General features: G+C 57.2%; 19 protein-coding genes. 13 read left to right on the top strand and 6 right to left on the bottom strand.

Going from position 1 to position 25,130, the window contains the following annotated elements:
- Nucleotides 1-53: 53 nt before the first annotated feature.
- Nucleotides 54-554 (bottom strand): pyridoxamine 5'-phosphate oxidase family protein, encoded by a 501-nt coding sequence (locus E1H13_RS16540; RefSeq protein ID WP_169614648.1) that lies wholly within the window; start codon nt 552-554, stop codon nt 54-56.
- Between the two features lie 100 nt (nt 555-654).
- Between E1H13_RS16540 and E1H13_RS16535 the strand changes: the two genes are divergently transcribed.
- Both E1H13_RS16535 and E1H13_RS16530 read left to right on the top strand, forming a co-directional pair.
- On the top strand, nt 655-1,245 hold the full coding sequence (locus E1H13_RS16535) for an SRPBCC family protein (RefSeq protein ID WP_169614646.1): 591 nt from the start codon (nt 655-657) through the stop codon (nt 1,243-1,245).
- A 167-nt stretch (nt 1,246-1,412) separates the two neighbouring features.
- On the top strand, nt 1,413-1,733 hold the full coding sequence (locus E1H13_RS16530) for a hypothetical protein (protein WP_169614644.1): 321 nt from the start codon (nt 1,413-1,415) through the stop codon (nt 1,731-1,733).
- Here E1H13_RS16530 and E1H13_RS16525 read toward each other — a convergent pair.
- On the bottom strand, nt 1,690-3,645 hold the full coding sequence (locus tag E1H13_RS16525; protein WP_169614642.1) for a GTPase: 1,956 nt from the start codon (nt 3,643-3,645) through the stop codon (nt 1,690-1,692). The two genes, E1H13_RS16530 and E1H13_RS16525, sit on opposite strands and share 44 nt — an antisense overlap.
- 221 nt (nt 3,646-3,866) lie before the next feature.
- On the opposite strand from E1H13_RS16525, the gene rpe reads away from it, so the two are divergent.
- Nucleotides 3,867-4,568, top strand: coding sequence for a ribulose-phosphate 3-epimerase (gene rpe, locus E1H13_RS16520; RefSeq protein WP_169614691.1), 702 nt, complete (start codon nt 3,867-3,869; stop codon nt 4,566-4,568).
- 410 nt (nt 4,569-4,978) lie between these two features.
- The gene (locus E1H13_RS16515) at nt 4,979-5,155 is read left to right on the top strand and encodes a hypothetical protein (RefSeq protein ID WP_169614640.1); all 177 of its coding nucleotides are present in this window, start codon (nt 4,979-4,981) and stop codon (nt 5,153-5,155) included.
- Between the two features lie 14 nt (nt 5,156-5,169).
- Here the strand turns inward: E1H13_RS16515 and E1H13_RS16510 are convergent, their stop codons facing one another.
- Together E1H13_RS16510 and E1H13_RS16505 are read right to left on the bottom strand one after the other, a co-directional pair.
- Complete coding sequence (locus E1H13_RS16510; RefSeq protein WP_169614638.1) at nt 5,170-6,612, bottom strand: FAD-binding domain-containing protein; 1,443 nt, start codon at nt 6,610-6,612, stop codon at nt 5,170-5,172.
- A 401-nt stretch (nt 6,613-7,013) separates the two neighbouring features.
- Nucleotides 7,014-7,919 (bottom strand): lysophospholipid acyltransferase family protein, encoded by a 906-nt coding sequence (locus tag E1H13_RS16505; protein WP_240966679.1) that lies wholly within the window; start codon nt 7,917-7,919, stop codon nt 7,014-7,016.
- Between the two features lie 555 nt (nt 7,920-8,474).
- Here E1H13_RS16505 and E1H13_RS16500 point away from each other — a divergent pair.
- Entirely contained in the window at nt 8,475-9,128 is a 654-nt protein-coding gene (locus E1H13_RS16500) for a hypothetical protein (protein ID WP_169614636.1), read from the top strand.
- Nucleotides 9,129-9,137: 9 nt separating this feature from the next.
- Here the strand turns inward: E1H13_RS16500 and E1H13_RS16495 are convergent, their stop codons facing one another.
- Complete coding sequence (locus tag E1H13_RS16495; RefSeq protein WP_169614634.1) at nt 9,138-9,866, bottom strand: hypothetical protein; 729 nt, start codon at nt 9,864-9,866, stop codon at nt 9,138-9,140.
- 145 nt (nt 9,867-10,011) lie between these two features.
- Between E1H13_RS16495 and E1H13_RS16490 the strand changes: the two genes are divergently transcribed.
- The 4 genes from E1H13_RS16490 (at nt 10,012) to bcsA (ending at nt 19,191) form a co-directional block, all read left to right on the top strand.
- The gene (locus E1H13_RS16490) at nt 10,012-11,751 is read left to right on the top strand and encodes a carbohydrate porin (RefSeq protein ID WP_206070609.1); all 1,740 of its coding nucleotides are present in this window, start codon (nt 10,012-10,014) and stop codon (nt 11,749-11,751) included.
- 17 nt (nt 11,752-11,768) lie between these two features.
- Nucleotides 11,769-14,042, top strand: coding sequence for a tetratricopeptide repeat protein (locus E1H13_RS16485; protein WP_169614632.1), 2,274 nt, complete (start codon nt 11,769-11,771; stop codon nt 14,040-14,042).
- A 107-nt stretch (nt 14,043-14,149) separates the two neighbouring features.
- A complete protein-coding gene (locus E1H13_RS16480) occupies nt 14,150-16,660 on the top strand; it encodes a cellulose biosynthesis cyclic di-GMP-binding regulatory protein BcsB (protein ID WP_169614630.1) in 2,511 nt (836 codons plus the stop codon).
- A complete protein-coding gene (gene bcsA, locus E1H13_RS16475; protein ID WP_169614628.1) occupies nt 16,660-19,191 on the top strand; it encodes a UDP-forming cellulose synthase catalytic subunit in 2,532 nt (843 codons plus the stop codon). Before E1H13_RS16480 ends, bcsA begins: the two co-directional genes overlap by 1 nt.
- A gap of 186 nt (nt 19,192-19,377) precedes the next feature.
- Here bcsA and E1H13_RS16470 read toward each other — a convergent pair whose 3' ends face one another.
- Nucleotides 19,378-19,695: a hypothetical protein gene (locus E1H13_RS16470; protein WP_169614619.1), complete on the bottom strand. Its 318-nt coding sequence runs from the start codon at nt 19,693-19,695 to the stop codon at nt 19,378-19,380.
- 450 nt (nt 19,696-20,145) lie between these two features.
- Here E1H13_RS16470 and E1H13_RS16465 point away from each other — a divergent pair, with 450 nt between their 5' ends.
- The 4 genes from E1H13_RS16465 (at nt 20,146) to E1H13_RS16450 (ending at nt 24,725) form a co-directional block, all read left to right on the top strand.
- Nucleotides 20,146-21,792, top strand: a complete 1,647-nt coding sequence (locus tag E1H13_RS16465; RefSeq protein WP_169614626.1) for an ABC transporter substrate-binding protein — start codon at nt 20,146-20,148, stop codon at nt 21,790-21,792.
- A 102-nt stretch (nt 21,793-21,894) separates the two neighbouring features.
- Nucleotides 21,895-22,818 carry an ABC transporter permease gene (locus E1H13_RS16460; protein ID WP_169614624.1) on the top strand — a complete coding sequence of 308 codons (924 nt, stop codon included), beginning with the start codon at nt 21,895-21,897 and terminating at the stop codon, nt 22,816-22,818.
- Between the two features lie 2 nt (nt 22,819-22,820).
- A complete protein-coding gene (gene nikC / locus E1H13_RS16455; RefSeq protein WP_240966678.1) occupies nt 22,821-23,729 on the top strand; it encodes a nickel transporter permease in 909 nt (302 codons plus the stop codon).
- Nucleotides 23,730-23,747: 18 nt separating this feature from the next.
- Nucleotides 23,748-24,725: an ABC transporter ATP-binding protein gene (locus E1H13_RS16450; RefSeq protein ID WP_206070607.1), complete on the top strand. Its 978-nt coding sequence runs from the start codon at nt 23,748-23,750 to the stop codon at nt 24,723-24,725.
- The last annotated feature ends 405 nt before the right edge of the window (nt 24,726-25,130 follow it).

The raw sequence follows: 25,130 nt of genomic DNA, 5'->3' as shown, positions 1-25,130 counted from the left end.
GGAAAATTCCAGTTCCCGATCTGGACTTGGCATAAGTCTTTTTGGGACTGGCTTCAGCCACTGCCCCGCTCGGGAGCACTGGCTAGCTGACTCAAATTCGTCGGGTCCACAGCATAGGCGGCCCCAAATCCCATCACGAACCGCCCCGACTGGGGGCTGAGGCAAAAAATTTGAAAGTCTTCCAGAGAGCGCAACATGTCGATAATCTGACCAAAGCGGTCCTCGAATCGTTGGGCGATCGCCGCCCACTGATCGCTCTGGCGGGGCAACGGCTTGGCCTGACACTGGTAAGTGAGACGCTGTCGGGCAAAAATCTGAGGGGCCGCCGCTTCATCTTCGATCAACAGCAGGCTGGCCTGGCCAGTTCTTAAGAGATTATGGGTATGGGCCGATAGGCCACTGGTAAAAATGTATATCTGATAAGCATCGTCGATAATAAAAGGAGCGTAGCTGGCCTGGGGAGAACCATCGGTGTTCGTGGTGCTTAACATCAAGCTCTCTACCCGTCGGGGGAGAGCGTGGTAGGCGTCGACAACGGCATCAAAGCTGGGCATAGGTCAGGCGGAATAGTCCACAAGCAAGGATTTTTCAGCGGTCAAGAGCGCGTTTCGCTAAAGTACAGTAAACAGGTTTGATTTGAGTTCCTCAACCATTATGTCCCTATTATCTCGCCAGGTTCAGCCCGCCGAAACCTACTTGGCTAAGTTGACCTCGGCAGATTGGGCCACCCTGGCTAAGCGGCGGGTGCTGCTGAAGGGCGGCAAAGGGAAGTATGGCGTGATGGTGGCCACCCCCGTCGATGCCGAGACCGCCTGGGCGGTGTTGACCGACTATGATAATTTCCATCGATTTTTGCCCACGGTGGTGGAAAGCCGGGTGATTCAATCTGAAGGGGGACGTACTATTGTGGAACAACTGGATCGCCGCCGCATTTTGCTATCGACCGTAGAGTCTACGGTGCGTACCGAGAACCTAGAAATCGATCGCCAGCAGATTAGCTTCCGCCTATTGGAAGGGAACTTACAGCACATGTATGGCCATTGGCGATTGGATGCCGCGCCAGAGGCCTTGGTGGGTAAAGCTGCTCACCTGCTGGTGTCCCAACAGGTGCATGCCGAAGCTGATGTTGGTCCCTTTAAGTCTATGTTTTACAACCTGTTTGAAACCAGCTTAGTCGACACCGTCAAAGCGATTCGAGCAGAAATGGAGCGACGGGCGGCCGCCTCAGAGACGGTTAAGTCATAGGGCTGTTCCAGGGGGGAGACAAGTTCAAAAAATAAGTTGTAACACAACTTTGATTGTCCTTACTTTAATTGTGCGTATGATCAGATAAGGGGTGATTCCCCTGGGGTGTCACTGCAATCTACCGGATATGCTGAGGAAAATTGCTGCTGGCTTAGGGTTTTACGGCTATGGTTCCGTCCTTTCCATCCGATGGCTTGATGCATCCCCAGGCCGTCGAACCTCTTTTATTTTATAAAATTTCCACTGATTCAGAGGGTACCCAGTTACGCATCTGGGAAGACTATTCGAGTCACGCCACTCAACACCAATCTCCCTACGTATATATCTTGAATATTCAGCTAACATCTGCGGCCGAGGCCGAGGCTTACCTAAGGTTGCATGTGGCCTTGAATGGTGGCATCTTGGCCGCCGATCAACACCTGCCCCCCAAAGGCAAAATTGCCCTTATGCCTTACCCGACTTGGACGGGTCAAGAAGACCATTACTAGTCCCTCCCGCATACTGGGCGAGATAGTGGTCAATTCGCGATCGCACCTGATCCACCGTTAACCCCTGGCTCCAATATTCCACCATGGCTTGGCCAAAGGCCCAGGCGGCCTGGTCGGGCTTTTGGTTATGCTCCAGCAGCAGGGGCCATAGGGCCAGTAAATCAAGCCGGGCCGTGTCTGGCGCCAGCAGCTTAAACAGGTCGTAGGCCAGCTGTAGCTTGCCAATTACCACCGGCAATTGCTCTACTGGAATTTGTTCGGCCAGCAGGTAGGCCAGGGTTGGGGTACCGGTGGTAAGGGTGGCGATAAATTTCAGTACCGGACTCTTGAGAAAAGCCGCTAACCCCTGGGTGGTACTCATTTGAAAGATATAGCGATCGATCAGCCGACTGGCAGCTACGACCTTGGCATCGCGATCGCGCAAAAATCGGGCCAGGCGCAACTCCTTGGTCGGATCAATCAACTCGATCAGGGTGGTGGCCAGCGCATCGGCATTCCAGGGCTGCCGCTGACTGGCGGTATCGGCGGTCACCAGGGGCAGAACGCGATCGCAGACATGGCCCAATTGCTCTTGGCGGTACTGGGTAGCCTCTCGCATCGAAATTTCCTTAGGCCGCTCCCCAGTCTGCCAATCGTACGGGGGTGCCCATTCCCGCAAGGGCCGCAGTCGATCCACTTGGGTAACGACGGCGATCGCCCCCAGGTCAGCCACCTCTCGGCCCATAGCCTGGAGTAAATCCACATCCATCTGCAGGGCCGGATCGAGGGCTGGGGTGACCAACAGCAGCAGATCCGCCTGGCGACTATAGTCCAGCAGCTGGTCTCGATAGTCCTGCCGGTCAATCTGCTCATAGCCAGGGGAATCCCACAGGGTGAGGGTATCGCCAGTCTCCGTCGCCCAGTGGTAGCTACGGATGGCATCAGTGCTGGGTAACACATCCACCTCTGCCTGATCAGCCGCAAACAGGGTGTTGATCAAGCTACTCTTGCCCGCCCCCGTACGCCCCACCAGCAAAATGTTCACCGGCTGGAGCTGCACCTGCTCTACCGGTTCAGCCCGGTTCAGAATCTCCTGTAGGGTCTGGGTCTGGGCTGACGGCACCCCGGTTCGACCAGAATTTCCCAAGGGCAAATCAGGCAACTCGCCGCCATAGAGGGCCACCGCCTGTCGGTAGAGGTTGCGCAGGGTCGCTTCCCGCAGCAGGGCACTGAGGTTGCCCAGCAGTTGCTGGTTGGCCAGGTTACTGGTCGGCTGGCTCAGGGTACGGGCCGCCGCCGCCGCCGGATTCACCAGCCACTGAGCCCAAGACCAGGCCTGCCATAGCTTGCGGGCAGAGGGCTCGACTTTACGGTACATCTCATAGCCTTCCACTGCCTGTCCTACGGTCACCTGCCCCAGCACTGGGGTCAGGGTAGCCATCCAGCGGTCCACGTCATCCACCGTCCCCCGCAACAGACCATAGGCATCCGGTACATAGATATTTAGCAGGGGGTACTTGACCTCAGGATGGTAGGCCTGGGCCACCGTCGTCACCACATCCCGACATCGCTGCCAAAATGGGGTCCAATCTTCCCACAGAGGCGGATCTTGGCGAGCCTCAACCAGGATCTGGTCTAAAGCAGCCTCTGCCTGGGGTAGGTTCCCCGCTGCAGTAGAGGAGGGGAGATCTGCCATCGTGGTGGTTAGTTCTTGTTCAGCCTTGGCGATTGCCGCCGCCATATCCTTCAGGGCCGGACGAGTCCAGCGGGCCAACAACCACCGCCACCCCACCAACACCAGCACGAACACCGCCCAGATCCAATTCACCCCCCAGGCATGAAATTGGCTACCAGCAGCCACCACCATAAACCCAGCGATCGCCACCAGGGGTAACCCCAGCACCACCCACTGCCAAGGTTGGAGTCGCACCATCGCCCTACCTCCACAGAAAATTTGCTCCAGGCAACTTTATCGTAAGCGGTTTAAGGCGAGCCGTAGACCGTGAACCGTAGACCGTGAACCGTAGCCCTTGACCCATCACTTCTGACTTGGCCGATTGCTGGCAAGGCAAAATCTTGACCGTTTGCACCAAGAAATTTTAAGACTTTGTTACGATAGTCACAAACGCGCACCTAGGAGAACCCTCCATCATGATTCAGACGTCTAAAAAGTCCGTTGTCATCTCCCCTTCCATTCTGTCTGCCGACTTTGGCCGTCTAGGGGAAGAGATCAAAGCGGCGGATGAGGCCGGGGCCGACTGGATTCACGTAGACGTGATGGATGGACGATTTGTGCCCAACATTACTATTGGGCCGCTGGTGGTCAGCGCCATTCGGCCCCTCACCCAAAAGCCCTTAGATGTACATCTGATGATCGTCGAGCCTGAAAAGTATGTGGCTGACTTTGCCAAAGCTGGGGCCGACATTATTTCAGTCCACGCTGAGCACAACGCCTCACCGCACCTGCACCGCACCCTGGGCCAAATCAGAGAACTGGGTAAGCAGGCAGGGGTCGTGCTTAACCCCTCCACCCCCCTGTCGCTGATCGAGCATGTGCTGGATCTGTGTGATTTAGTGCTGATTATGAGCGTTAACCCCGGCTTTGGTGGCCAGAGCTTCATCCCGACCATGGTGCCCAAAATCCGGGCTTTGCGGCAGATGTGCGACGAGCGGGGCCTCGATCCCTGGATTGAAGTAGACGGTGGCTTGAAGGTGAACAACACCTGGCAGGTGCTGGAAGCCGGAGCCAATGCGATCGTGGCTGGGTCAGCTGTATTTAAAGCTGCCGACTATGCCGAGGCGATCGCTGGCATCCGCAACAGCAAACGCCCCGCTCCTGAACTGGCTACGGTTTAGGTCGAGCCCATGCGGCGTATTCCTTAAAGCGGGGCAATCCTGAGTAGGGTTCAGGATTGCCCCGCTTAAATTGCACCCATTGACTACCCACCCAAAGCAGGATCAACCACCTAGTCCTCTGGGGCATAGGTCGGCTAACCCTTCCTGATACCCTCAGCAAAGGTAGTCAATTTTTACGCCATTCTGTCAGTCGCTGCCTTAGGTAAGCAGCATCCGAAGCGGTGAAACCACCCATTCTTCCGGGGCTTCCAACCAGGCTACGCAGCTGAAATCAGTTATTTTGCTGAGGTAGCTTAAGAATTCTTTTTATAAAATTGAGTCATTACGCTAGGATGCGTTACGGACCTTGGGTAATGACTGATCCCAATCCCAGGGTGGATCGATGTAGATAACCATCAGAGTGCATGACTATGTCAAACCTAGAGCAGACCATCGAAAGAATGTTTGCCACCCGTCGACTCACCCGTCACGATCAACAAACATTGATGGCACTGTTTTCCCAGCGTGATTTGAGTCCTAGTGATGCTGCTTTAATTAATCGAGTGTATGACGCCCTGAGCCAAGGCCGGTTACGGGTTGTTGACTAAGGGGGTAGCAGGGGTTAGCTGGCCGCTTTTTGGGCCTTGTACTTGTCTTTGAAGTAAGCCTGCTGGGTTTTATGGTCCACAATTGGGGCCGGGTAATTAACCCGCTCCCGTTCCTGGGGTGGAATTTTCCCCGTCACCAGCCAACCTGTGTCCAAGGTCCTCAACTCTGGCAGCCACTGGCGAATATACTCCGCTTCCGGGTCAAACTTTTTAGCCTGGCTAGCGGGGTTAAAAATCCGCAGGGGCTTAGGGTCCATACCGCTGGATGCACTCCACTGCCAGCCGCCATTATTGGCGGATAAATCCCCATCCACCAGGTGCTGCATAAAGTACTTTTCCCCCCACTGCCAGTTAATGATCAAGTCTTTGGTTAAGAAGCTGGCCACAATCATGCGGCAGCGGTTGTGCATCCAGCCAGTCTGATTCAGCTGGCGCATGGCCGCATCGACGATTGGGTAGCCGGTACGACCATCACACCAGGCCTGAAAATCATCCTGGTTATTCACCCAAGGGAAGTCCTTCCACTGGGTTCGGTAGGGGCCTGCTGCCAGCTCTGGGAAAAAGTACATGACATGCTGATAAAACTCCCGCCAGGCCAGCTCCTGCTGCCAGGTTTGCACATTCTGGCGAGACTCATCGCTGCGACAGCGCTGATAAACGGCATCAGCGGCAGACCAGACGCTGCGAATGCCAATGGCCCCAAATTTGAGCGCTGCACTCAGGCGCGAGGTGCCATCTTCGAAGGGAAAGTTGCGCTGTTGGTCATAGCTGGCGATCGCCCGCTCAGCCTCACAGAACGTCTCCAACTGCTGCTGGGCCGCCCATTCCCCAGGCTCCACCGGAAAGCCATTATCCCAGCCAAACCCCAGGTCTTGGGCCGTAGGCAGCGCCATACAGCCCACCTGCTCTGCCGCCTGCACTTGATTCGAGGTCAGCGGTTCCAGGGTAGGGGGGGCTGGCACTGGCTCCGATTTAGGTTGCTTCACCCAGTTACGCCAAAAGGGGGTATAGACCGAGTAAGGCTCCCCCGCCCCCGTCCGCACGGCCCCTGGCGGCTGCAGTAGCTGATCCCAAAAGGTGGTTTGAAACTCAATGCCAGCCTCTTTTAACGCCTCCACCACCGCCTTATCCCGCTGGCGGGAATAGGGCTCCACATCTCGATTCCAGTAGACGGCAGCGGCCTGCAGGGCTTGGGCTAAAGCGGGGATCTTCTGTCGGGGGTCGCCCTTCAGCACCAGCAACTGCCCGCCCACCTTGCTGTAGCGCTGCTGGAGTTCCTGCAAACAGCCGATCATATAGGCGACTCGGGCGGGGGCGATGTCATCCTCCTGCAAAATGCCAGGGTCAAGACAAAAAACACCCACCACCTGGGCCGTACGGTCAACCGCCGCCGCCAACCCCAGGTTATCTGTCAAGCGCAAATCCCGACGGTGCCAAAACAAAATGAGGTCGCCCATACCACCCTAAAATTTTTATACGACACCTGGCCAAAAACGAGGTAGGGTCCCTGGCCTAGGGGGAGTTAACCAGCCATCCCTGACCGCCAGAAGCCCACGTTGGATATGTTAACGTTGCTCAAACGTTTAGGGGGTATATATCTGGGCGTTGCTTAGCACAGGTATGATTTGCCCCCCAACCCCCAATCCTGGGGGGTAAAAACTTCAAAGTCCCCCCGGATGGGGGGATTATAGCCCTACGGGCATACCAGAAAAGGGGGCCATGCGGGGGTGTCGCTTTTGAAGGTTCATCCCTCAATCCAGCAATGCTTGCATCTGAGTCGGCCCTTAAGTCGACGAACCAGTTCTGATACCTGACACCTAGAACCCGGCACCTGCCATCGCCTGATTAATTAAGATCCCTAGCCATACAGGGCAAACAGCTGATCTAACTCGGCTTGCATGGTCTGTTGCACCTGTTCATAGCAGGCATCCACATAGGCGCGATCGCGGGCCGCCTCTGGTCCGGTCCACGTGAACCTGATGGGTGCACAAACCCGGGTATGCAAAGGTATTGGCAGCGGGATATGGGGCAAAGGTCCCACCGACAGCCCCCAGGGCAAGCCCAGATATATTGGCATTGTGCCTGGATCGACCCCAAACAACCAGGGCAGCCCCTGCTGGTGCAGGGCTAACAGTTGGGGATACCAGTCTGCCAGCACCAGGAATGTATCGTGGGCTCCGTGGGAAATCAGGGGCACAACCGGGGCATGTTCCCGCAGGGCCAGCTTAATAAACCCCTTCTGTCCAAAGAAGCACACCTGCCCCCGCTGGGTGTAGGGCCGAAACACATCCCGAGCGCCACCCGGGTATACCAACACTGCCGCCTCTTGGCGCAGGGCTTTTACTGCCATAGCCGGGGTAGCCCTCACCGCCCCGACCCAGGTGGCCATCCGGGCCACCGCTGGAAAAATCTGCCACATGCGCTGATCCATCGAGCCATAAGCCGGACGTTCGACCCCAAATCGGTGCAGCCAGTCATAGGTCATCATCACCGTATCTGGGGCGGCCAGGCCACCATTGTGGGAGCCCACCAGCAGCAGTCGCCCCGCCGCCGGAATGTGCTCCCAGCCATCGGTCTTGACCTGGAAATAGTAGTGGTAAACCCAGTCCATAAACGGCAGCATGCGGTCGATGTACGCTGGGCTACGATCCGCCAACGACCAACCCGTCAGGCTACCCTCAGGAGCCTGAGCCGCTTGCATCAAAAGATTGGCCATCTCCATGGCCGCTGGACCCAGGTCAGTAAATTTGGTTTGAGGGGGCATACCCAATCCACAGAAAGGCTTTGCCAGAATAGCAGGCCACGGTAGCCACCATCCGGTTGATGCCAAGATTATAGGGTTAGGGCTAAATCCTTAGTTTTTCTTTACTCAACCTAGAAATCACTTACAGTTTTTTTACATAGCCGCCAGTTACCTTTGCTAAGGTATTTCATAAGCCCCCAATTATCCAAAGTGCATTGGCACTGGGATCGCTCTCTCATTTGATCAAGCATGTTTAATTAGCAGTGTTTAATTGGCAGTGTTTAATTGGCAGTGTTTAATTGGCAGTGTTTAATTAATAGTGCTTGATTAATAGTATTTCAATCAAGAATCTATCCAGAGCACCTACCGAGGTTTTTAGCAAAACCATTTTCTCTGATGGAGTCTAGCATCTAAGGCATAGATATTTCTTTGATGGAATACTCCAAAATCCCTTGGATAAACTATTCGATGCCATCTAAACCAAATCCAAGTCCAGACCTGGAGGTCTACCTGTGGGAAAGCTCCAGGTAGAGATGGGTTTGGTCATGCTCCTGTCCACATTTACGTTTACCTGAAATGAGTCATTCGCCATTTGCTTGTTCCCTATTCACCTCTGCTTGTGTGGCGGGGGCTATTTTCTCAGCTTCGGCTATTCCTTTTGCACTATTTAAGTCCAATACGATTAATATCGAGCTGCAAAATCGGTCAGTTTATTCATCTGAAATTCAACACCTAGCGGCTCCCTATCTGGCCGTATCCAGTGGGTTTAGTGTAGCGGTTGGGATGGGGATATTTGGCCTGCTGGGATGGCGGCATTCAGCTCGCAAGCTCGCCACCGTTGAGTCGAACAATGCCGAATTGACCAGAAGCCTAACCATTCATCAGGCGGAACTGGAACGCATTAAGTTTTCAGAGGCCCGCTTGGGACTCCACGACTTAAAGCCTTTTCTACAGCCTGACTTACCGTTGGCTGCCGCCGCTGAAGACCTGGTGATGCCGCCCGAGCCCCAGGTTCAACCCTTGCCGGTGGCAGCTGCAGTCAACCCAGCTGAGCCACCGCTAGAGATGGTTTATGGCAAGGCTTCAGCCCCAGTCTACGGCAGCCCGCAAGGGGGGAGTGCTCGCCAAACCGCTGCCGAGCCTTTAGAAAGCCTGTTGCAACAGTTGCAGCAGCTCTCCCAGCAAGTAGAAGAGCTGCGGGGGCATCGTACTGGCAATCTAGCGGCCTAGGTCAGCCGATTATTCTAGTACATTGTCTGACGACAACGGTAAGTTATCCGACTCTGAGAAAGGCAGTTCAGGGGTTGAAGTCAAGGCTGACTGGGTTGAGTCTGAAGCCGCTCGGTCCCAGGCTGGCGGCGAGGGGTCAATGCCTTCCCCATTTAGGGGTTGAGGAGCCGCCAGCCGCCAGTCCTGACTGACTCTTAGGTAGGTTTCACCCTCAGGGGTGACGTTAAGCAGAGGGCTTGAACTGGTACTGAAATCTTGGGACAGGGTAGGGGCCACGGTTTGAGCAAACGTCTGAGGATCTACGGTGACTAAAAAGTGGATGGTTTCACTGGGGACGACCGCAGCAGGGTTCATGAGTTGCCACATTTCCTGGTAGTCGCCTGCGTCAGTCACCTGCCACAGGGACACATCAGCTTGCCAGCGGCCATCGGTCACCACCGCTGACGCTCGATCCAAAATGCTGTACAACTCAGTGTTCTCAGCATCGAGTTGATCGGTGGGTTTGGTTAAATCGCGGACAACCGATAGGGTCACCGATGTTTGATCGGGCACAGCCGCTTGGCCAAATACACTGAATTTGCCGGGGCCGCCTGCCTCGGTAATTTGATCAATGGCAATTAATGGCTGGGCATTTGTCTGATTGCGGTTGAAGGGGAGTGAGGTGCAGGCGGTGGTCAGGAGTGCGATCGCCGCCACCAGCACCGCCACCAGCACCATAGCAATAAATGACCTTTTCATAATTCTCAGCAATTTACAACAAAACAGAAATCAATTTGGGCTTTTGGACAGCCCCCTGGGTACTCTCCTGGCAATGGCCTAATGATTCCTGCCCTTAGTTCGAGCTCCCACGGCCAGGCTTATAAAAACGGAGACATACGCTATCATGCCCCTCCTTTCTAAACCTATTTACAATTTGCCCTACCATTTCGTTGGTACCCTGCCCGGCTTGATGGTGGCCTTGGGGACGGTGGCTCACCCAGCTTTGGCCGACAGGGGGGCTTTCGACCTTCCCCTGGACCTGGCATTTGATCAGCAGGTTGACTGGGCAGGTCATGACTTTGATCCCCCTACCCTGGCGCAGATGCCCAGCCAAACGCCCACCCCGCCGGTCATGCCGCCAGCAGGGTACCCAGGTGTCCCTTGGGAGGGCAGCCAGGGGCAAGGGATGCCCTATCCGGCCTATCCCACCCTGCCACCGACAGGCCAGTGGGTGATGGTTTGGCTGCCCTATGGCCCTGGCATGGTGCCCCCTGGGGCCGATGCTCAGGGGGCCGGGGGCTATGTTCCGGCCTGGGTGCCACCAGCGGCGGCATTCCCCAGCCAGGGACAACCGGGGGCGGGGGTAACATCGCCCCCCCCTGGCCAGCCCTATGCCGGGACCATGGTCCCTTGGGGATATAGCCCTGCTCCGCAAGTCCCGGCTGGTCAACCCAGCCCAGCCCCCAGCCCACCCTGGCATCAGTACCCTGTTGCCCAAGACTCGCTACCTCCACCGACGTCGGCTCCCCTCGCCCCTGGATCAACCCCGGCTGCCTCTGGCTGGCAAGGGCCGAGTATGGCTGCCCCTGAAGCCTGGCAGGTGGGAGCTGCCCAACCGCCCCTGTCTGCAGCCCCAAGTGGTAGTCATCCCACTGGGACGAATACCATTGGGACGGCCACCGCCATTTCGGGGACCGATCTGGAACCTGAAGCCGTGACTACTCCCAACCTCAACCTGCAGGGGTTGTATGTCTTGCAGGGGGATCAGTCCTCAGCTCGGGCCCGCCTGTCGGGAGATACCTTCTTAACCCCCAACGTGTTGGTGGGTGGGGCCCTTGACCTGACCACTGGCCCCGACCTGACCAACCAGGATGGGGTGCAGTTGACAGAACTTTATCTGGCCACCGCCTTACCTGGGGCACCGGGGGTCAGATTTCGCCTCGGCCAGCTTGACTTGACCTCCTATTTCGATCGCAACAGCTTTGCCAAAGATATTGCTCGAGATTTCTTCAATGCCACCTTCCATACCAATCCAGCTCTGATTGCCGGGGCCAACGCCACCGCTTCCCGCCCTGGGGGGCTGGTACAGTGGGCGATCACCGACGATATTACGGCGAATGCAGCGGTGTTTTCCTCCTCCCCAAGCCTTTCCGACTTTGCCCTAGACGGCTTTGCCGGGGAAGTGGGGCTCCGCACCGGGGACCTGATTGTGCGAGGCACCTACATCAGCTCGCGGGATACCCAATTTCAAGGCACTGGCGATCGCCTGGAGGGCTACGGGGTCAATGCAGAGTGGTTTATTCCCCAGGCCAATATTGGTCTGTTTGGCCGCTATGGGCGGCTGAATAACAGCACCCTGGGCTTTGCTGGAGATACCTACAGTTTCGGCGTCAATGCCCTGGATGTGTTTATGCCCAATGACCGGCTGGGGTTAGCCTATGGCCGCAACCTGCCCACCAGCGTTCAGCCTGGCCGCAGCCCAGATGTCTTGGAGGCGTTTTACGACTTTGAAGTCACCCCCAACATTCGGTTGGGCTTTACTTTTCAGCAGCGAGACCAGTTTCGTGAATCCTATGCCGGATTCCGAATTCGAGGCAATGTCAATCTTTTGCCGGGCCATTCTTTCCAGGGAGGAGGGCTGTAATGTCGAACTGTAAACCCATGGCTATAGTCAAACCCCTGACGATGACGATCCTGGCGGCGGGCCTATGGCTGGGGACCGGTTCCCTGGCTTGGGCTCAGGGCTCAGCCAGCCTCAGTCGGGGGTATACCCAACTGGCAGAGGGACAGGTTGACGTGGCGATCGCCACGTTTCAGCGATTGACCCAGCAAAATCCCAACGACGTTGAGGCGCTCCAGGGGTTGGCCATTGCCTACCGCCGAGCCGGTCGAGAAGCGGAGGCGCTAGACATCTACCAACGCATCCTGACCCTAGACCCAGATAACCGCCTGGCCCTCAGCACCATTGGCTTCTTGGGGGAATTTCGGCCCCAGTGGCAACCCCTGGGCATTGATGCGCTGACTCGGCTACTGCGGTTGCAGCCAGAGGATCAAACGGCCCGGGCCCAAAGGGCCAAGCTTTACTACTATCAGGGGCTGTTCTCCCAATCCCTGGCTGACTATAGCCAGGTGCTACCCCACACCAATGACGCCACCATCCTGGGGCCAGCAGCAGAAGCTCACACCTTTAGCGGCGACTATCGCACTGCCCTCAACCTATTTGATCGCTATCGTTCAGCCGGGGGCACCATTCAGGGCGATCGCGCCATCGCCTATGGCCAGGCCCTGCGGGAAAGTGGACAAATAGACGCTGCTGTTCAAATTCTGGAACAAGAGCTACGCCGCACCCCAGACCCCAATCCCCAGCAGATGCGGCTGCGGGGTGCCCTGGCCAGCACCTATGCCGCCAACCGCCAGTTTCCAGCGGCCCTGGAGCTGCTCCAACCGCTACGGAACCGCAACGATGCCCGCCTTACCCTGGCGAGGGCCCTGACGGCGGTGGGGGACTACAGCCAGCAGCCCAGCTATAACCAGGAGGCCGCGAACCTCTACGGTCAGGTGTTAGCCACTACCGCTGATTTGTCCCCTGGTGTGCGTCGAGAAGCCAGCTTTGCCCTGGGCAACCAGCCAGAACACCAGCGGCAAGCGCTGCAACTGGTGGACCAACTGGCCACAGAACAGCCCGCTGATGCCAGCCTGACCCTACAGCGACAGTTGTTGGGCTACCAAACCGGTCAACTGAGCCATGCCGCCCTGGTCCAGCAGGTGCGCAGCACATTTCCCTCTCTGCCTGGGGATGGGGTGCAGGTACGTACGATGGGCCAACTGCTCAGCCGACTCAACCCGCCCCTCCCCGAGCTATTACCTCTCTACCAAAGTTTGGCGGCGGGGGGCAGTGATGCCGCCTTCCTGCATTTCCGCATCGCTCAAGTCCTCACCCAGCAGGGGCGCTTGCCTGAGGCCCAGGCCAGTCTGGCCACATACACTAATACCCCCGCCGGTCGTCGTGACCCAGATACGGTCCAACTGCTGCTGGCGGATATTGAGCAACGCCAGGGGAATTTAGCCCAGAGCAGCCAGCGCTACCAGGCCCTACTCAACACCACCCAGCTACCGCCCATTCGCGCTGGGGCCACCCAGGGGTTGGCCTCGGTCTACCAAACCCAGGGCCGCTTTACCGAAGCCCTGGCCCTGTACGACCAGCTGATCGCGGCCCACCCCCAGAATGTCGCCTATCCCCTGGGCCGCACGGCCCTCGCCTACCAGGCGGGGCTGATCACCGAAGCCCAGGCCAGTGCTGGGCTCACCCAGGGGCTGCAACAGTTGGGCACGGCTCCGCCGCCAACCGAGCTGATCACCCTGGTGACTGTGTTGCCACCCAGCCCAGAGCGGGCGGGCCTGTACCAGAGCCTGCTGACCGTTGACCCCGGCAATGGGCAGCTTCAACTGCGATCGCTGCAAGTACTAGCCACCACCAATCCTGGCCAGGCCCAGGCCCAGGCCGCTCAATTGGTAGCCGCCAACCCCAACCATCTGGACCTGTACTTTGTGCAGGGAGAAATTGCCCAGCAAACCGGAAATGATGAGCAAGCTCGTCAAAGCTACCAGGCGATACTTCAGCGCCAGCCCACCAACCCCGATGCCCTTTTGGCCCTGGGGGGACTGGAATTTCAGCTGGGCAACTATGACCAGGCTGACCGGCTATACCAACAGGCTCTGGCCCAGGACAGCCAGAACAGCACGGCCCGCACTTCCCTGGCGGCTCTCAATGCCGTACAGGGTAGGCCCCTAGCCGCCCTGGGGCAGCTGCGGGCTTGGCAGCAAGACCAGCGGGCCCGGGGTATCGTCGATGGCCAGGTGTCTCGCCAGCGGCAACAAATTCAAGAAACCCTGCTTCAGCAGCGGGGCATTCAGCCCCCGTGGGAACGCTTTTGAGGCGGTTATCCCGCTTTTATCCAAAGTTTCTAGTCCAAAGTTTCTAGTCACTGTCCACCCTCATGGGAAGCGAGCGCTCTGATCAGAGCCGATATAAGGAGCCATCTATGCGTAACTGGTTAAGCCGTCTGCTACCTCGCCCCAGTCGCCATGGGCGACGCTGGGGGTTATTAGGGGCCGGTCTACTCTTGGCCTTGCTGGTCTCTCTGGTGGGTCTCAGCCCTATCCAAGCCCAGTCAGGCGATGCCGTAAAACAGCAGGAAGATGCCGTGATCCAACGACATCGACTGCCTCAATCCCCCCCCCAGGCCCCTGTGGTGCGGCCTCAACCTCGACCAAGACCAGCCCCTCAACCTGCGGCTCCCGCCCCCCGCCCCAGTCCAACGGCTCCGGCTCCGGCAACACCGACTCCGGCAGCACCGGCTCCGGCAGCACCCAGTCCAGCCGCGCCCCCTACATCAGAACCTGCGGAGGCCACCTCCCCTGAACCCGAGCCCCTCAGTGAATATGTCCTGCAATTCAACCGCGCCCCGGTGGTGGGGAATGCCCTCCAACTGCAAGGGGTGCTATCCCAGGCCCGGTTGGGCTTTAGCCGCCCCCGCCACTGGCAAGTGGAGTCGGCCAAGGTACTGGTTCGCTTTCGCCATTCTCCCGCCCTTTATGGCGATCGCTCTAACCTGACCATTCGGCTGAACAATCGCCACCTGGGTAGCGTGCCCCTCAACCGTGAGGACAGTGAGATTGGCAATGTGCTGTTCGATGTACCCACTGATCTGATTGAAGACTTTAATACGCTGATCATGGTGGTGCAACAGCACACCTCTGATGCCTGCACCGACCCCACCGATCCCACCCTCTGGACAGAAATTTTGCCCGACTCCCAGGTGGTGATCAGTTATCGGCCCCAACCGATGACCTTAGATCTCGCCAGCTACCCCTCCCCCTTCTTAGATCCCCTGGGCCTAGAGGCAGACCGGCTCACTTACCTGCGGCCCAAAACCGTCGATAGTGTGTGGCTGACAGCCGCCAGTCGCTATCAGGCGGTGGCCAGCCGGTTAACCAACAGTCGGCCCCTGGACACTCAACTAGCCAGCCAGATGAACCAGGTGAAAGCCGGGGATAGCCTGGTGGTGATTGGCACCCCAGCGGAACAACCCCTGCTCGCCGACCTAGACCTGCCCTTTACCATCCAGGACCAGCAGGTGCTGGACGGAGGGGGGAACCCGCTGCCCCATACGGTGGGTGTGTTGATGTTGACCACCACCAGCAATGGGCAGGTGCCCGTGCTGGTGGCCACGGGGAATGCCCCAGAAGCCGTGCTTAAGGCAGTGCAGGCCCTGACCCAGACGGGCGATCGCCAGTTGTTGACCGGGCAAGCGGCCCTGGTAAATGAGGTGGCTGAAGTGGCCTCTCCTGGGCCGCGAGACTGGCCTGGTTATTTACCCCAGGACCGGCGGCGACTACAACTGGGTGATCTGCAAGGGGCGAACGGTCAACCCTTCCAAGATGTCACCGTCAATGGATTGCCCATTCCGCCATCTGTGGACATTCCCTTCAAAATCTTGCCCGATGAGCAACTGCAACGGGGCAGTACCTTTACCCTGCGCTACAGCTATGGCCCTGGGATTGACCCCAAGCGATCGTCCGTGTCGGTGTTGCTCAACGGCGAAGGGATTGGCGGCGAAAGGCTGCGATCGGCCAATGGAGGCACTGACGCCATCACCGTTGATATTCCCCCGGATCTGGTTACCCCGGATGCCAAGCTGGCGGTGCAGTTCTACACGTTCCCCGATGCCCCCATTGCCTGTGGTGAATTGCCGGACCAACCCACCTGGGGCACCGTGCACAGTAACAGCAGCTTTCAGCTAAATCGAATCAATCAGGTTCAGTTGCCAGATCTAAAACTGCTGCAAACTGGATTCCCGTTTACGGCCCCCCAAGATTTATCCGCTGTTGCCCTGGTGCTGCCAGATTCCCCCTCGGACGAAGATATCGTCACGCTTTTGACTGCTAGCGGGCGGCTGGGGCGCTTAAGCCAGGGGCAAGCCGTCAAACTGCAGGCCTATGCAGCTAGGGACTTGCCCAGCGAAGCTCGCCAGGGGCATGTGGTGGCCATTGGCTTACAAGATGACTTTCCCCTACCTGAAGCCTTAGAAAGCAAGTCAGGGTTTAGCTTGGGGGACCAATTTAGCCGTCAACACAACCAAACCCAATTGCAGACCCTACCAGACTCCGCCGGGGTGATTATGGCGACAGTGTCCCCCTGGCGCCAGGATCGGGTATTGCTAGGGCTGACGGCTCAAACCCCCACAGGCCTGAAGGAGGTACAGGCAACCCTGCGTCAGGATGGGCTGTTTTCTCGGCTGACTGGCGATACCGCTATCATCCAACGGACGACACCGAACCCTTCGATATATAACCAGGCCGATTACCAGGTTACGACCCTAGCCCAACAATCACCGCGCACCATTCATCGCAGTGGTTTGGGGGCAAGAATAATCACCTTTTTGCAAGCGAACTGGTTCTTGGTACCGGGCAGCATAGTGATCCTGGCGCTAGTGCTCTATAGCTTGTCCCAACTGTTTCTGAACCGCCTTAGCCAATCGGAGGGAATCTAATGACCCACGTGTCCCCTGAGCTGTCTCAGCCACCACGGTCTTGGCTGACTCGCTTGATTGCCAGCCTACCCAAACGACTGGAGGCGACCCTTGGCGGCAGTCAGCGCAGTGCCCTGGTGCTGATGGCTTTGGCCCTGGTGCTGGCAATCCCTTTGATTGTGACGCCATTACCCCTGGGTCAACAGTTTGCCCTGGCGGTGTTTCTGATTGCCCTGGGGTGGCTTCTAGTCAGATTGGAGCAGCGCTACCAAGACCACCAATTCAGTGAACAACTTCACCTGCTGCTGGTATGGCTGAGTCTGGTGGTGACCGCCCGCTATCTGTATTACCGCACCGTCTATACCCTAAACTTTGACGGTTGGCTCAATACCACCTTTAGCCTGCTACTCTATGGGGCTGAGCTCTACGCGATCGCCACGCTGCTGCTGGCCTACTTTCAAACCCTAAAGCTGCGCCAGCGGCAACCGGTTTCCATGGCAACGGTGCCCCAAGACCAGTGGCCCAGGGTGGATATTTACATCCCCACCTACAACGAAGATGTGGAGATTGTGCGGAAGACGGCCCTAGCGGCCCTAGCCATTGACTACCCTGTGGACAAAAAGGCGGTTTACATCCTGGATGATGGCCGCCAGTATCCTGAACGTCGGGCAAAACTGGGACAAATCTGTCAGGACCTGGGCTGCCACCTGGTCACCCGGGCCAATAATGACCATGCGAAAGCCGGCAACATTAACCATGCCCTGGGGCGCACCCCAGGGGACCTGGTGCTGATTTTAGATTGTGACCACATTCCCACCCGCAACCTGCTGCTGGAAACCGTGGGCTTTTTCTTAAACCCGAAGGTGTCTCTGGTGCAGACCCCCCACTGGTTCTATAATCCTGACCCGTTCGAGCGCAACCTGCTGACCCAGGGCAAAATACCCGTGGGCAACGAGTTGTTCTATAAGGTGCTGCAAAAAGGCAACGACTTTTGGAATGCTTCATTTTTCTGTGGCTCGGCAGCGGTGGTCCGCAAAAGTCACCTGTTAGAGGTGGGGGGGATCGCCGTAGAAACGGTGACCGAGGATTGCCACACCTCCCTGCGTCTGCACTCGAAGGGCTACGAGACGGTTTACTACGACAAAATTATGGTGGCAGGTCTGGCCCCAGAAACCTTTTCTTCTTATGTGGGGCAGCAGGTGCGCTGGGCTCGGGGCATGGCGCAAATTTTGCGCCTGGAGTGGCCCCTGTTTAACCGCCAACTCTCTATTCCCCAGCGGATTTGCTACACCTCGGCGACAACTCACTTTTTCTTTGGGTTTCCGCGGCTGATGTATGCGATCGCCCCCATTGCCTTTTTGATGTTTGGCATTAACTCAGTGCGAGGGCTGGGACTTGAAACCCTGACCTATGCCTTACCGTCAATTTTGCTGGCCTTGAACGCTAATTTTATCGTTTACAAAGGGGTGCGATTCTCCTTTTGGAACGAAATTTTTGAGTATGCCATGGCTTTTCAGGACGGCCTGGTCACCTTTATGGCCCTGGTTAATCCCAAGATGGGGCGCTTCAATGTCACCGACAAAGGACTACAAGTGTCCAAGCGCAGCTTTGATTGGCACTCCGTCCAGGTGCTGCTGATCATCGGTGGGCTCAGCTTAATTTCCCTGGTGCTGGTCCCCTACTGGATAATTACAGAGCTCCAGGATGTGGATGCTGTGATCATCAATGCCACCTGGTGTGTGATCAATATCATGTTGCTGAGTGCAGCCATCTTAGTGGCCCTGGAACAACCCCAAATGCGCGAGTCCCATCGCCTGGATCGTCAATTGGCCGTGACCCTGTTTTCGGGGCAGACAACCTTATCCGGGAAAACCATAGACATTAGCGAAACTGGGGCGCAGTTGCGGTTGCCGGACTGGCCCAATCTACCCGATGTGGTTGATCTGGAAATTTGTGGCGACAGCAACCGTCGGGTGTTTCTCAGTGGTAAGGTACTGCGGGTCGTCCCCCGCAGTGAGCAAGAGGTGGTGGTCACCGTGGCCTTTGACCATCTGGACCAAACCCAGCAAGATGCCCTGGTGCTCGTCCTGTATTCGGATGTGAATCAGTGGTATTCCCAAGTGCGCCACAATGCCGATAAGCCCCTGGAGTCCATTCGGTTTTTGCTGACCAGTCTGATTCGGGTCTTTTATGACCCCAAACCATCCCTATCACCGCCAGTTTTTAAGCAGGTGCAGGCGCCCAGTCAACTCTATAGTCAGGGGCACTATCTGGGGTCGACGACCCAGGCGGTCAACAGTCAGGGACTGAAAATGGCGCTAGAGCAAGACCCCAGGCTGGTGCTGCATCCCGAAATCTTTGGTGTTGGAGAGCCGGTAGGGTTACTGATCAACTCCCAGGGGAAGCAGCCTGTACGCCTGGTGGCCCAGCTAGATCGGGTGCACCGCTCTGAAACTGCGGTCACCCTCGATCTCTCCTTCCCCAAGGTACTGAACGCTCAACAAGGCCACCGGATCAAAGCCCTGCTCTGTGATTTACCCGCTGCCAACTGACCCCCACGGCTAGGGCAGAAAGGCAGCTTTCCACATTGGGACGCAAAAGGTGGCCTAGTCGCATTCCAGAATCATGTGGGCAACTTAATTAGTGAAATGCCTTCGACAACTGAGTAAACATACGGTCAAAGCTCCCAAGTCAAAGTAGCCTGTGCATCCACCAGTAGCACATCTGTATCCGACGCCTTAGCTACCCATAGCATACAGGTAGGCCGTAACGCCGCCACCGCCAACCCCGATCGCTAAGCCCATTAATACACCCAGGGCTAAATCTGACATCGTCAAACCGAGCCCAACCCCGATCGCAGTGCCGATCGCCGGTCCTAAAACTAGCGACATAGAGGCTTCCCGTCGCGGCTTCCCTGAAGCAAGGTAGGCCATAGCGCCGCCGCCACCAACCCCCATAGCTAAACCGATCCCGATACCCAGGGCTAAATTTGACATCACTAAACCGAGCCCCACCCCGATCGCTGCGCCAATCGCCAATCCTAAAGGCAGTGACATAGGCACTTCTCGTCGCGGCTTCCTCGAAGGATCTGAACCATTTTTCCCTGGCATTATTACCTCCTGAAATGCTTTTGATTGGCAAACTAACATGCTTCGGAAGCATGACAAATCTACAATTCGAGTTACTGTAGCGATGCTTTAGGCTCGCACCGCCAGGGTGCAGTTATGCAGGAATTGCATAGGCAGTAGCCTCCGGCTGACAGGCCTTGTAATCAGGCTGCAAACCCTGCGGTGACGGCTATTCAGGAATCAGCGCCGAGTAAATTAGCGTAAAGAAAAGTCTAAATTTGCTCAATAGGGTTGTTGTTAGCGATACATTACCACCACTTCACTAGCCTTAATGTCCGAGGCGTTTAGCCCTGACTGTGGCCTGCTTCATGGGTGCAGACGAGATATCCCTCCTCGCTGACGTTAAGTCATTTTGCTAATCAGCCTATCCACAAACCTATGAAAGCTCGAACTTCCCCAAGCCCCCGTTGGTCAGCCTTAATTGCCCCTCGTCCTGGACAAGTTCTAGGGGGTGCGGCCCTGGCTCTGACCCTGTTGGCCAGTTGCACACCAGAGACCACCACAACCCCTGATCCTGACGCCACTGGAGAGGCCCCTGAGGGGGGAACCCTGGTGTGGGCTCGCTATGGAGATGCGGATTCTTTGGATCCTCACCGCACGACCACTACCCTGTCCTGGCAGATTTTTGACCAGCTTTACGACACCCTCTTGGCCTTTGACGACGATGGGGACATTGTGCCCAACCTGGCCCAGGAGTGGGAGATGAGTGAAGACGGCCAGTCTGTGACATTTTTGCTGAATGAGGGGATTACCTGCCACGATGGCACCCCCTTTGATGCTAACGACGTCAAATACACCGCCGATCGCGCCCTCGATGACAGCAACCCCAGTGTGACCGCTGGGGCCTGGGGGCCGATTTCTGAGGTAAATGTGGTTGATGACCTGACGGTAGAATTCAACTTTGAGCAGCCCTTTGGGGCCTTTCTATCGTTTATGGCAGATCCCTTCGCCAGCATGATTTGTGAGAGCAATGAGGAGGCTGAGGGACAGTTTGGGGTTTCCACGGCGATCGGTACAGGCCCCTGGATGCTGGTCAACTGGGCCAGGGGGGACGAAATTGTGCTGGAGAGAAACCCCGATTATCAAAACTTTGGCCGTCCGGTAGAGAATTCTGGTGCCCCTTATCTCGATCGCTTGGTGGTGCGGCAAATTCCCGAAGCCCAGGCGCGCCTGGGGGGCTTGCAAACTGGCGAGGTGCAGTTAATTGTCAACCCGCCCCTGGATGATCTCGACGTGGTGCGGGATGACGACACCCTGGATCTGCATGTGGCTGAAAATACTGGCCAAAACTTCTTCTTTGAATTCACCATTTCTCGCCCTCCCTTTGACGATATTCGGGCGCGGCAGGCGGTGGCCTACGCCGTGGATGTGGATGCGGCCATTCAGGTGTCCTTTGGCGAAGATCTGGTGCAGCGGGAGCGATGCCCCATCAGCCGGGGGGTGTTTGGCAACGATCAGGACTTCTGTGCCGACCATGGCTATGACCACGACCCAGAACAGGCCATGGAACTGCTAGAGGAACTGGGTTACGGCCCTGATAACCCGATGCAGGTGATTTTGATGACCTCCACCGGGGACAACCGGGAAAACATGGTGCAGGTGTTCCAAAGTCAGCTGGCGGAGGTGGGGATTGACGCCAGCATCGAAACCATGGACATTGGCAGCCTGAACGCCCGGGTGAAACAGGAAAATGAGCGCACCACGGGCACCAGCACCTTCGACATGATGGACTGGGCCTGGTTTGACCCCGACATTCTGCACCAGCTGTGGCACTCCCCTGGGGCCTACAGCGGCTACCAAAGCGAGGAGCTAGACGAGCTGCTGCAAGCCACCCGCACCACCATTGACACCGATGAGCGGCGAGAGGCGGTGGAGGAGGCCATGGCCTATCTGCTGGACAATGCAGTGCATGTGCCCCTCTATACCCCCGGCTCTCTGTGGGTCTATGCCACCCGCACCGAGGTGGAGGGCTACAAGGTGGGTCCGTTTAACCGCCCCTTGTTCAATGATGTGCGGTTGCAGTAGATACAATTTGGCTGGGGAAGTCCTTTTAGGATTTCCCCAGCCAGTAGACGACGGCCTAAGTCAGACGCTGCTGGACGCGATCGCGATTTTTACCCCCTGTTTATGACCCGCTACTTCTTTAAACGCCTGCTCAGCGGCATTTTCACCATCTGGATCACCACGATCGCAGTTACCCTGTTGATCCACCTGGTACCGGGGGACCCGGTGCAGATCATGTATGCCCAGTCCCAGTCCACCACCCCGGAACAACTGGAGCAGATTCGCCGCAACCTGGGGCTCGATCGCCCCATTTACGAGCAATACATTATGTATATGGGGCGAATTTTGCAGGGGGACTTTGGCACCACCATTCGCGGCAATCAGCCCGTACTGGATTTGCTGCTGGTGCGGTTGCCCAATACCCTGTTGCTGACCACCGCCAGTCTGGTGGTCACCATTGTAGTGGGGGTGACGGCAGGGTTTTTTGCGGCCTACAAGCGGGACACCTGGATCGACAGCACCCTGATGACGGCGGCAATTTTGGGGATTTCGGTGCCCAGCTTCTGGCTGGGGCTGATGTTGATGTATATCTTTTCCATGCAGTTGGGCTGGTTGCCGGTGTCGGGCACCAGCCTGCGCAATTTGATTTTACCTGCCATCACCCTGGGGCTGGCCAATGCAGCATCGGTGTCGCGGCTGACCCGGTCTTCGATGATTGATGTGCTCACCCAGGACTACATGCGCACGGCCCGGGCCAAGGGGTTGAAAGAGGGAACAGTGCTGTCTCGCCATGCCCTGCGCAATGGGCTGGTCAACGTAGTGAACATGCTGGGGTTACAGTTCACTTATATGATGGGGGGCGCGATCGTGGTGGAAAACGTGTTTGCCTGGAACGGCATTGGTCGCCTGGCGATTCAGTCCATCTTTCAGCGGGACTACCCCACCATCCAGGGGTTTATTTTGATCTTTGCCACGGTCGTGGTGGTGGTCTCTATGGTGCTCGACCTGCTCTACGTCTGGATTGATCCTCGCATTACCTACAAGTAACTATGGCCAACTTAAAGCCAGCAATGGTCGCCGATCAGTCCCTGGAAGCCATCACTCCCCCGTCCCGCGCCCAGCGGCTGGGGCAGTTTTTGCAGGCCCTGTTGCGCAGCCCAGGGGCCAAGGTCGGTGCCGTGATTTTGCTCCTGCTGTTTGCGGTGGCCATCTTTGCCCCGGCGATCGCCCCCTTTGAGCCCAGCCAGATGAACGTCGGCCCCGCCCTATCGCCTCCCAGTGCCGAACACTGGTTTGGCACCGACAACTTTGGCCGCGACCTATTTAGCCGAGTTGTTTACGGCAGCCGTCTTACCCTGATGATCGGCCTGGTGGCCGTCGGCATTTCCATGACTGTCGGGGTGGTGGTGGGCCTGGTGGCTGGCTACACCGAGGGCTGGCTGGGCAACATCCTGATGCGCGCCATGGATGTGCTGTTTTCCTTCACAGAAACGCTGATCGCCCTGGCCACGGTGGCGGTGCTGGGGCCGAGCCTGCGCAATGCGGTGATTGCGGTGGGCATCAGCTCCATTCCCTACTATGCCCGTATCACCTACGGGGCGGTGCTGGTCGAGAAAAACAAAGAGTACTTCCGGGCCGCCAAAACCCTCGGGGCTCGCCATGGTCGGCTAATTTTCCGTCACCTGTTTCCCAACATTCTGTCGCCGATCATTGTGGTGGCCACGGTGGGGGTATCGGTGGCAGTGCTATCGGCTTCGGCCCTGTCGTTTCTGGGGCTGGGGGCTCAACCCCCTTCCCCCGAATGGGGGGCGATCCTGGCCGCCGGGCGGGACTATTTCCGCCGTGCTCCCTGGATTACCACCTTTCCAGGCCTGGCGATCGCCGTTAGCGTCCTGGGTTTTAACCTGCTGGGGGATGGCCTGCGGGCCGCCCTCGATCCCCAGCAGCGCCAGTCCTAACCTGCTTAACCTGTGCCTATGCCCCCATTACTGTCTGTGGAAAACCTGAGCACCCACTTTGTCACCAAAGCGGCCACGGTCAAAGCCGTCAACCAGGTCTCCTTTCAGGTCAACCCCGGGGAAACCGTCGGCATTGTGGGGGAATCGGGGTCGGGCAAAAGTATCACCATGCTCTCGGTGATGGGGCTGGTGCCCTCTCCCCCCGGCCAAATTGTCAGTGGCCAGGTGTACTTTGAGGGGCAAGATCTGCTGAAGCTCCCCCTTGAGCAATTGCGGCAGATTCGCGGCAACCAGATGGCAATGATTTTTCAAGATCCGCTGTCTTCCCTGAATCCGGTGTTGCGGATTGGTAAACAACTGGTAGAAGCCATCCGTCGCCATACCAATTTAAGCTCCGCTGACGCCAAGGCCCATGCCATTCATCTCCTGCAGCGGGTACACATCCCCAACGCCGCCCAGCGAATCAACGCTTACCCCCACCAATTTTCTGGGGGCATGCGGCAACGGGTGATGATTGCCATGGGCCTGGCCTGCAACCCCAAGCTACTGATCGCCGACGAACCCACCACCGCCTTAGATGTCACCATTCAAGCCCAAATTGTGGAGCTGATTAAAGAGCTGCGAGCCGACCTGGGCATGGCCGTAGTCTGGATTACCCACGATCTCTCCTTACTGGCAGGGCTCGCCGATCGGATTCTGGTGATGTACGCCGGTCAAATTGTCGAGCAGGCCCCCCTGCTTGACCTCTACGCAAATCCCCGCCACCCCTATACCCTGGGCCTGCTGCAGAGCATTCCCCGCCTCGACGCCGCCCAGCAAACCCGCCTGCGCCCGATCGCTGGCTTGCCCCCTAACCTGGCCAACTACCCCCAGGGTTGCCCCTTCGCCCCCCGCTGCCAATATGCCATCGACCGCTGCACCACCGAAGATCCCACCCTAGAAGCGATTAGCCCCGAGCACCAGGTCGCCTGCTGGGTCAAGCCCGAGCGGCCATGAGGGAAGAACGAAGAACGAAGAGGGAAAAGCGTTGGGCGTAGCTCGGGCGCAGCAGAATGAAGTGAGCAAAGAGTTCAAAATTCAAAATTCAAAATTCAAAATTCAAAATTCAAAATTCAAAATTCAAAATTCAAAATTCAAAATTGAGAACCGCAAACCCGAAACCCCGACCCACCCACCCCTACCCCTCCCAAGAGGGGATCCTGAAACCCGAAACCCGAAACCCCCTTCCCACCCATCCACCCCTATTACCATTTCGGTAGTGCATTAATGCACGGGACGGAGGAAAATCAGACTACGCCACCACGATAACCAGGGAGACAAGCGCATGGCTATTGAGATGACCTGTCCGACCTGTGGGTCTCACGATATCTCCAAGAACGGCACCAGCCATCGGGGGAAGCA

Source organism: Nodosilinea sp. P-1105 (assembly GCF_012911975.1).
Classification (GTDB): domain Bacteria; phylum Cyanobacteriota; class Cyanobacteriia; order Phormidesmidales; family Phormidesmidaceae; genus Nodosilinea.
Note: the sequence above shows the minus strand (reverse complement) of the source record. Positions and strands in the feature narration are given on the sequence as shown.

Coding starts and splice junctions, on each gene's coding strand:
- E1H13_RS16485 (WP_169614632.1), top strand. CDS start 11,769: ATGGCTATAGTCAAACCCCTGACGATGACGATCCTGGCGGCGGGCCTA.
- E1H13_RS16490 (WP_206070609.1), top strand. CDS start 10,012: ATGCCCCTCCTTTCTAAACCTATTTACAATTTGCCCTACCATTTCGTT.
- E1H13_RS16530 (WP_169614644.1), top strand. CDS start 1,413: ATGGTTCCGTCCTTTCCATCCGATGGCTTGATGCATCCCCAGGCCGTC.
- E1H13_RS16465 (WP_169614626.1), top strand. CDS start 20,146: ATGAAAGCTCGAACTTCCCCAAGCCCCCGTTGGTCAGCCTTAATTGCC.
- E1H13_RS16525 (WP_169614642.1), bottom strand. CDS start 3,645: ATGGTGCGACTCCAACCTTGGCAGTGGGTGGTGCTGGGGTTACCCCTG.
- E1H13_RS16460 (WP_169614624.1), top strand. CDS start 21,895: ATGACCCGCTACTTCTTTAAACGCCTGCTCAGCGGCATTTTCACCATC.
- E1H13_RS16510 (WP_169614638.1), bottom strand. CDS start 6,612: ATGGGCGACCTCATTTTGTTTTGGCACCGTCGGGATTTGCGCTTGACA.
- E1H13_RS16450 (WP_206070607.1), top strand. CDS start 23,748: ATGCCCCCATTACTGTCTGTGGAAAACCTGAGCACCCACTTTGTCACC.
- E1H13_RS16470 (WP_169614619.1), bottom strand. CDS start 19,695: ATGTCACTGCCTTTAGGATTGGCGATTGGCGCAGCGATCGGGGTGGGG.
- E1H13_RS16505 (WP_240966679.1), bottom strand. CDS start 7,919: ATGCCCCCTCAAACCAAATTTACTGACCTGGGTCCAGCGGCCATGGAG.
- E1H13_RS16540 (WP_169614648.1), bottom strand. CDS start 554: ATGCCCAGCTTTGATGCCGTTGTCGACGCCTACCACGCTCTCCCCCGA.
- E1H13_RS16500 (WP_169614636.1), top strand. CDS start 8,475: ATGAGTCATTCGCCATTTGCTTGTTCCCTATTCACCTCTGCTTGTGTG.
- nikC (WP_240966678.1), top strand. CDS start 22,821: ATGGCCAACTTAAAGCCAGCAATGGTCGCCGATCAGTCCCTGGAAGCC.
- E1H13_RS16515 (WP_169614640.1), top strand. CDS start 4,979: ATGTCAAACCTAGAGCAGACCATCGAAAGAATGTTTGCCACCCGTCGA.
- E1H13_RS16535 (WP_169614646.1), top strand. CDS start 655: ATGTCCCTATTATCTCGCCAGGTTCAGCCCGCCGAAACCTACTTGGCT.
- E1H13_RS16480 (WP_169614630.1), top strand. CDS start 14,150: ATGCGTAACTGGTTAAGCCGTCTGCTACCTCGCCCCAGTCGCCATGGG.
- bcsA (WP_169614628.1), top strand. CDS start 16,660: ATGACCCACGTGTCCCCTGAGCTGTCTCAGCCACCACGGTCTTGGCTG.
- E1H13_RS16495 (WP_169614634.1), bottom strand. CDS start 9,866: ATGAAAAGGTCATTTATTGCTATGGTGCTGGTGGCGGTGCTGGTGGCG.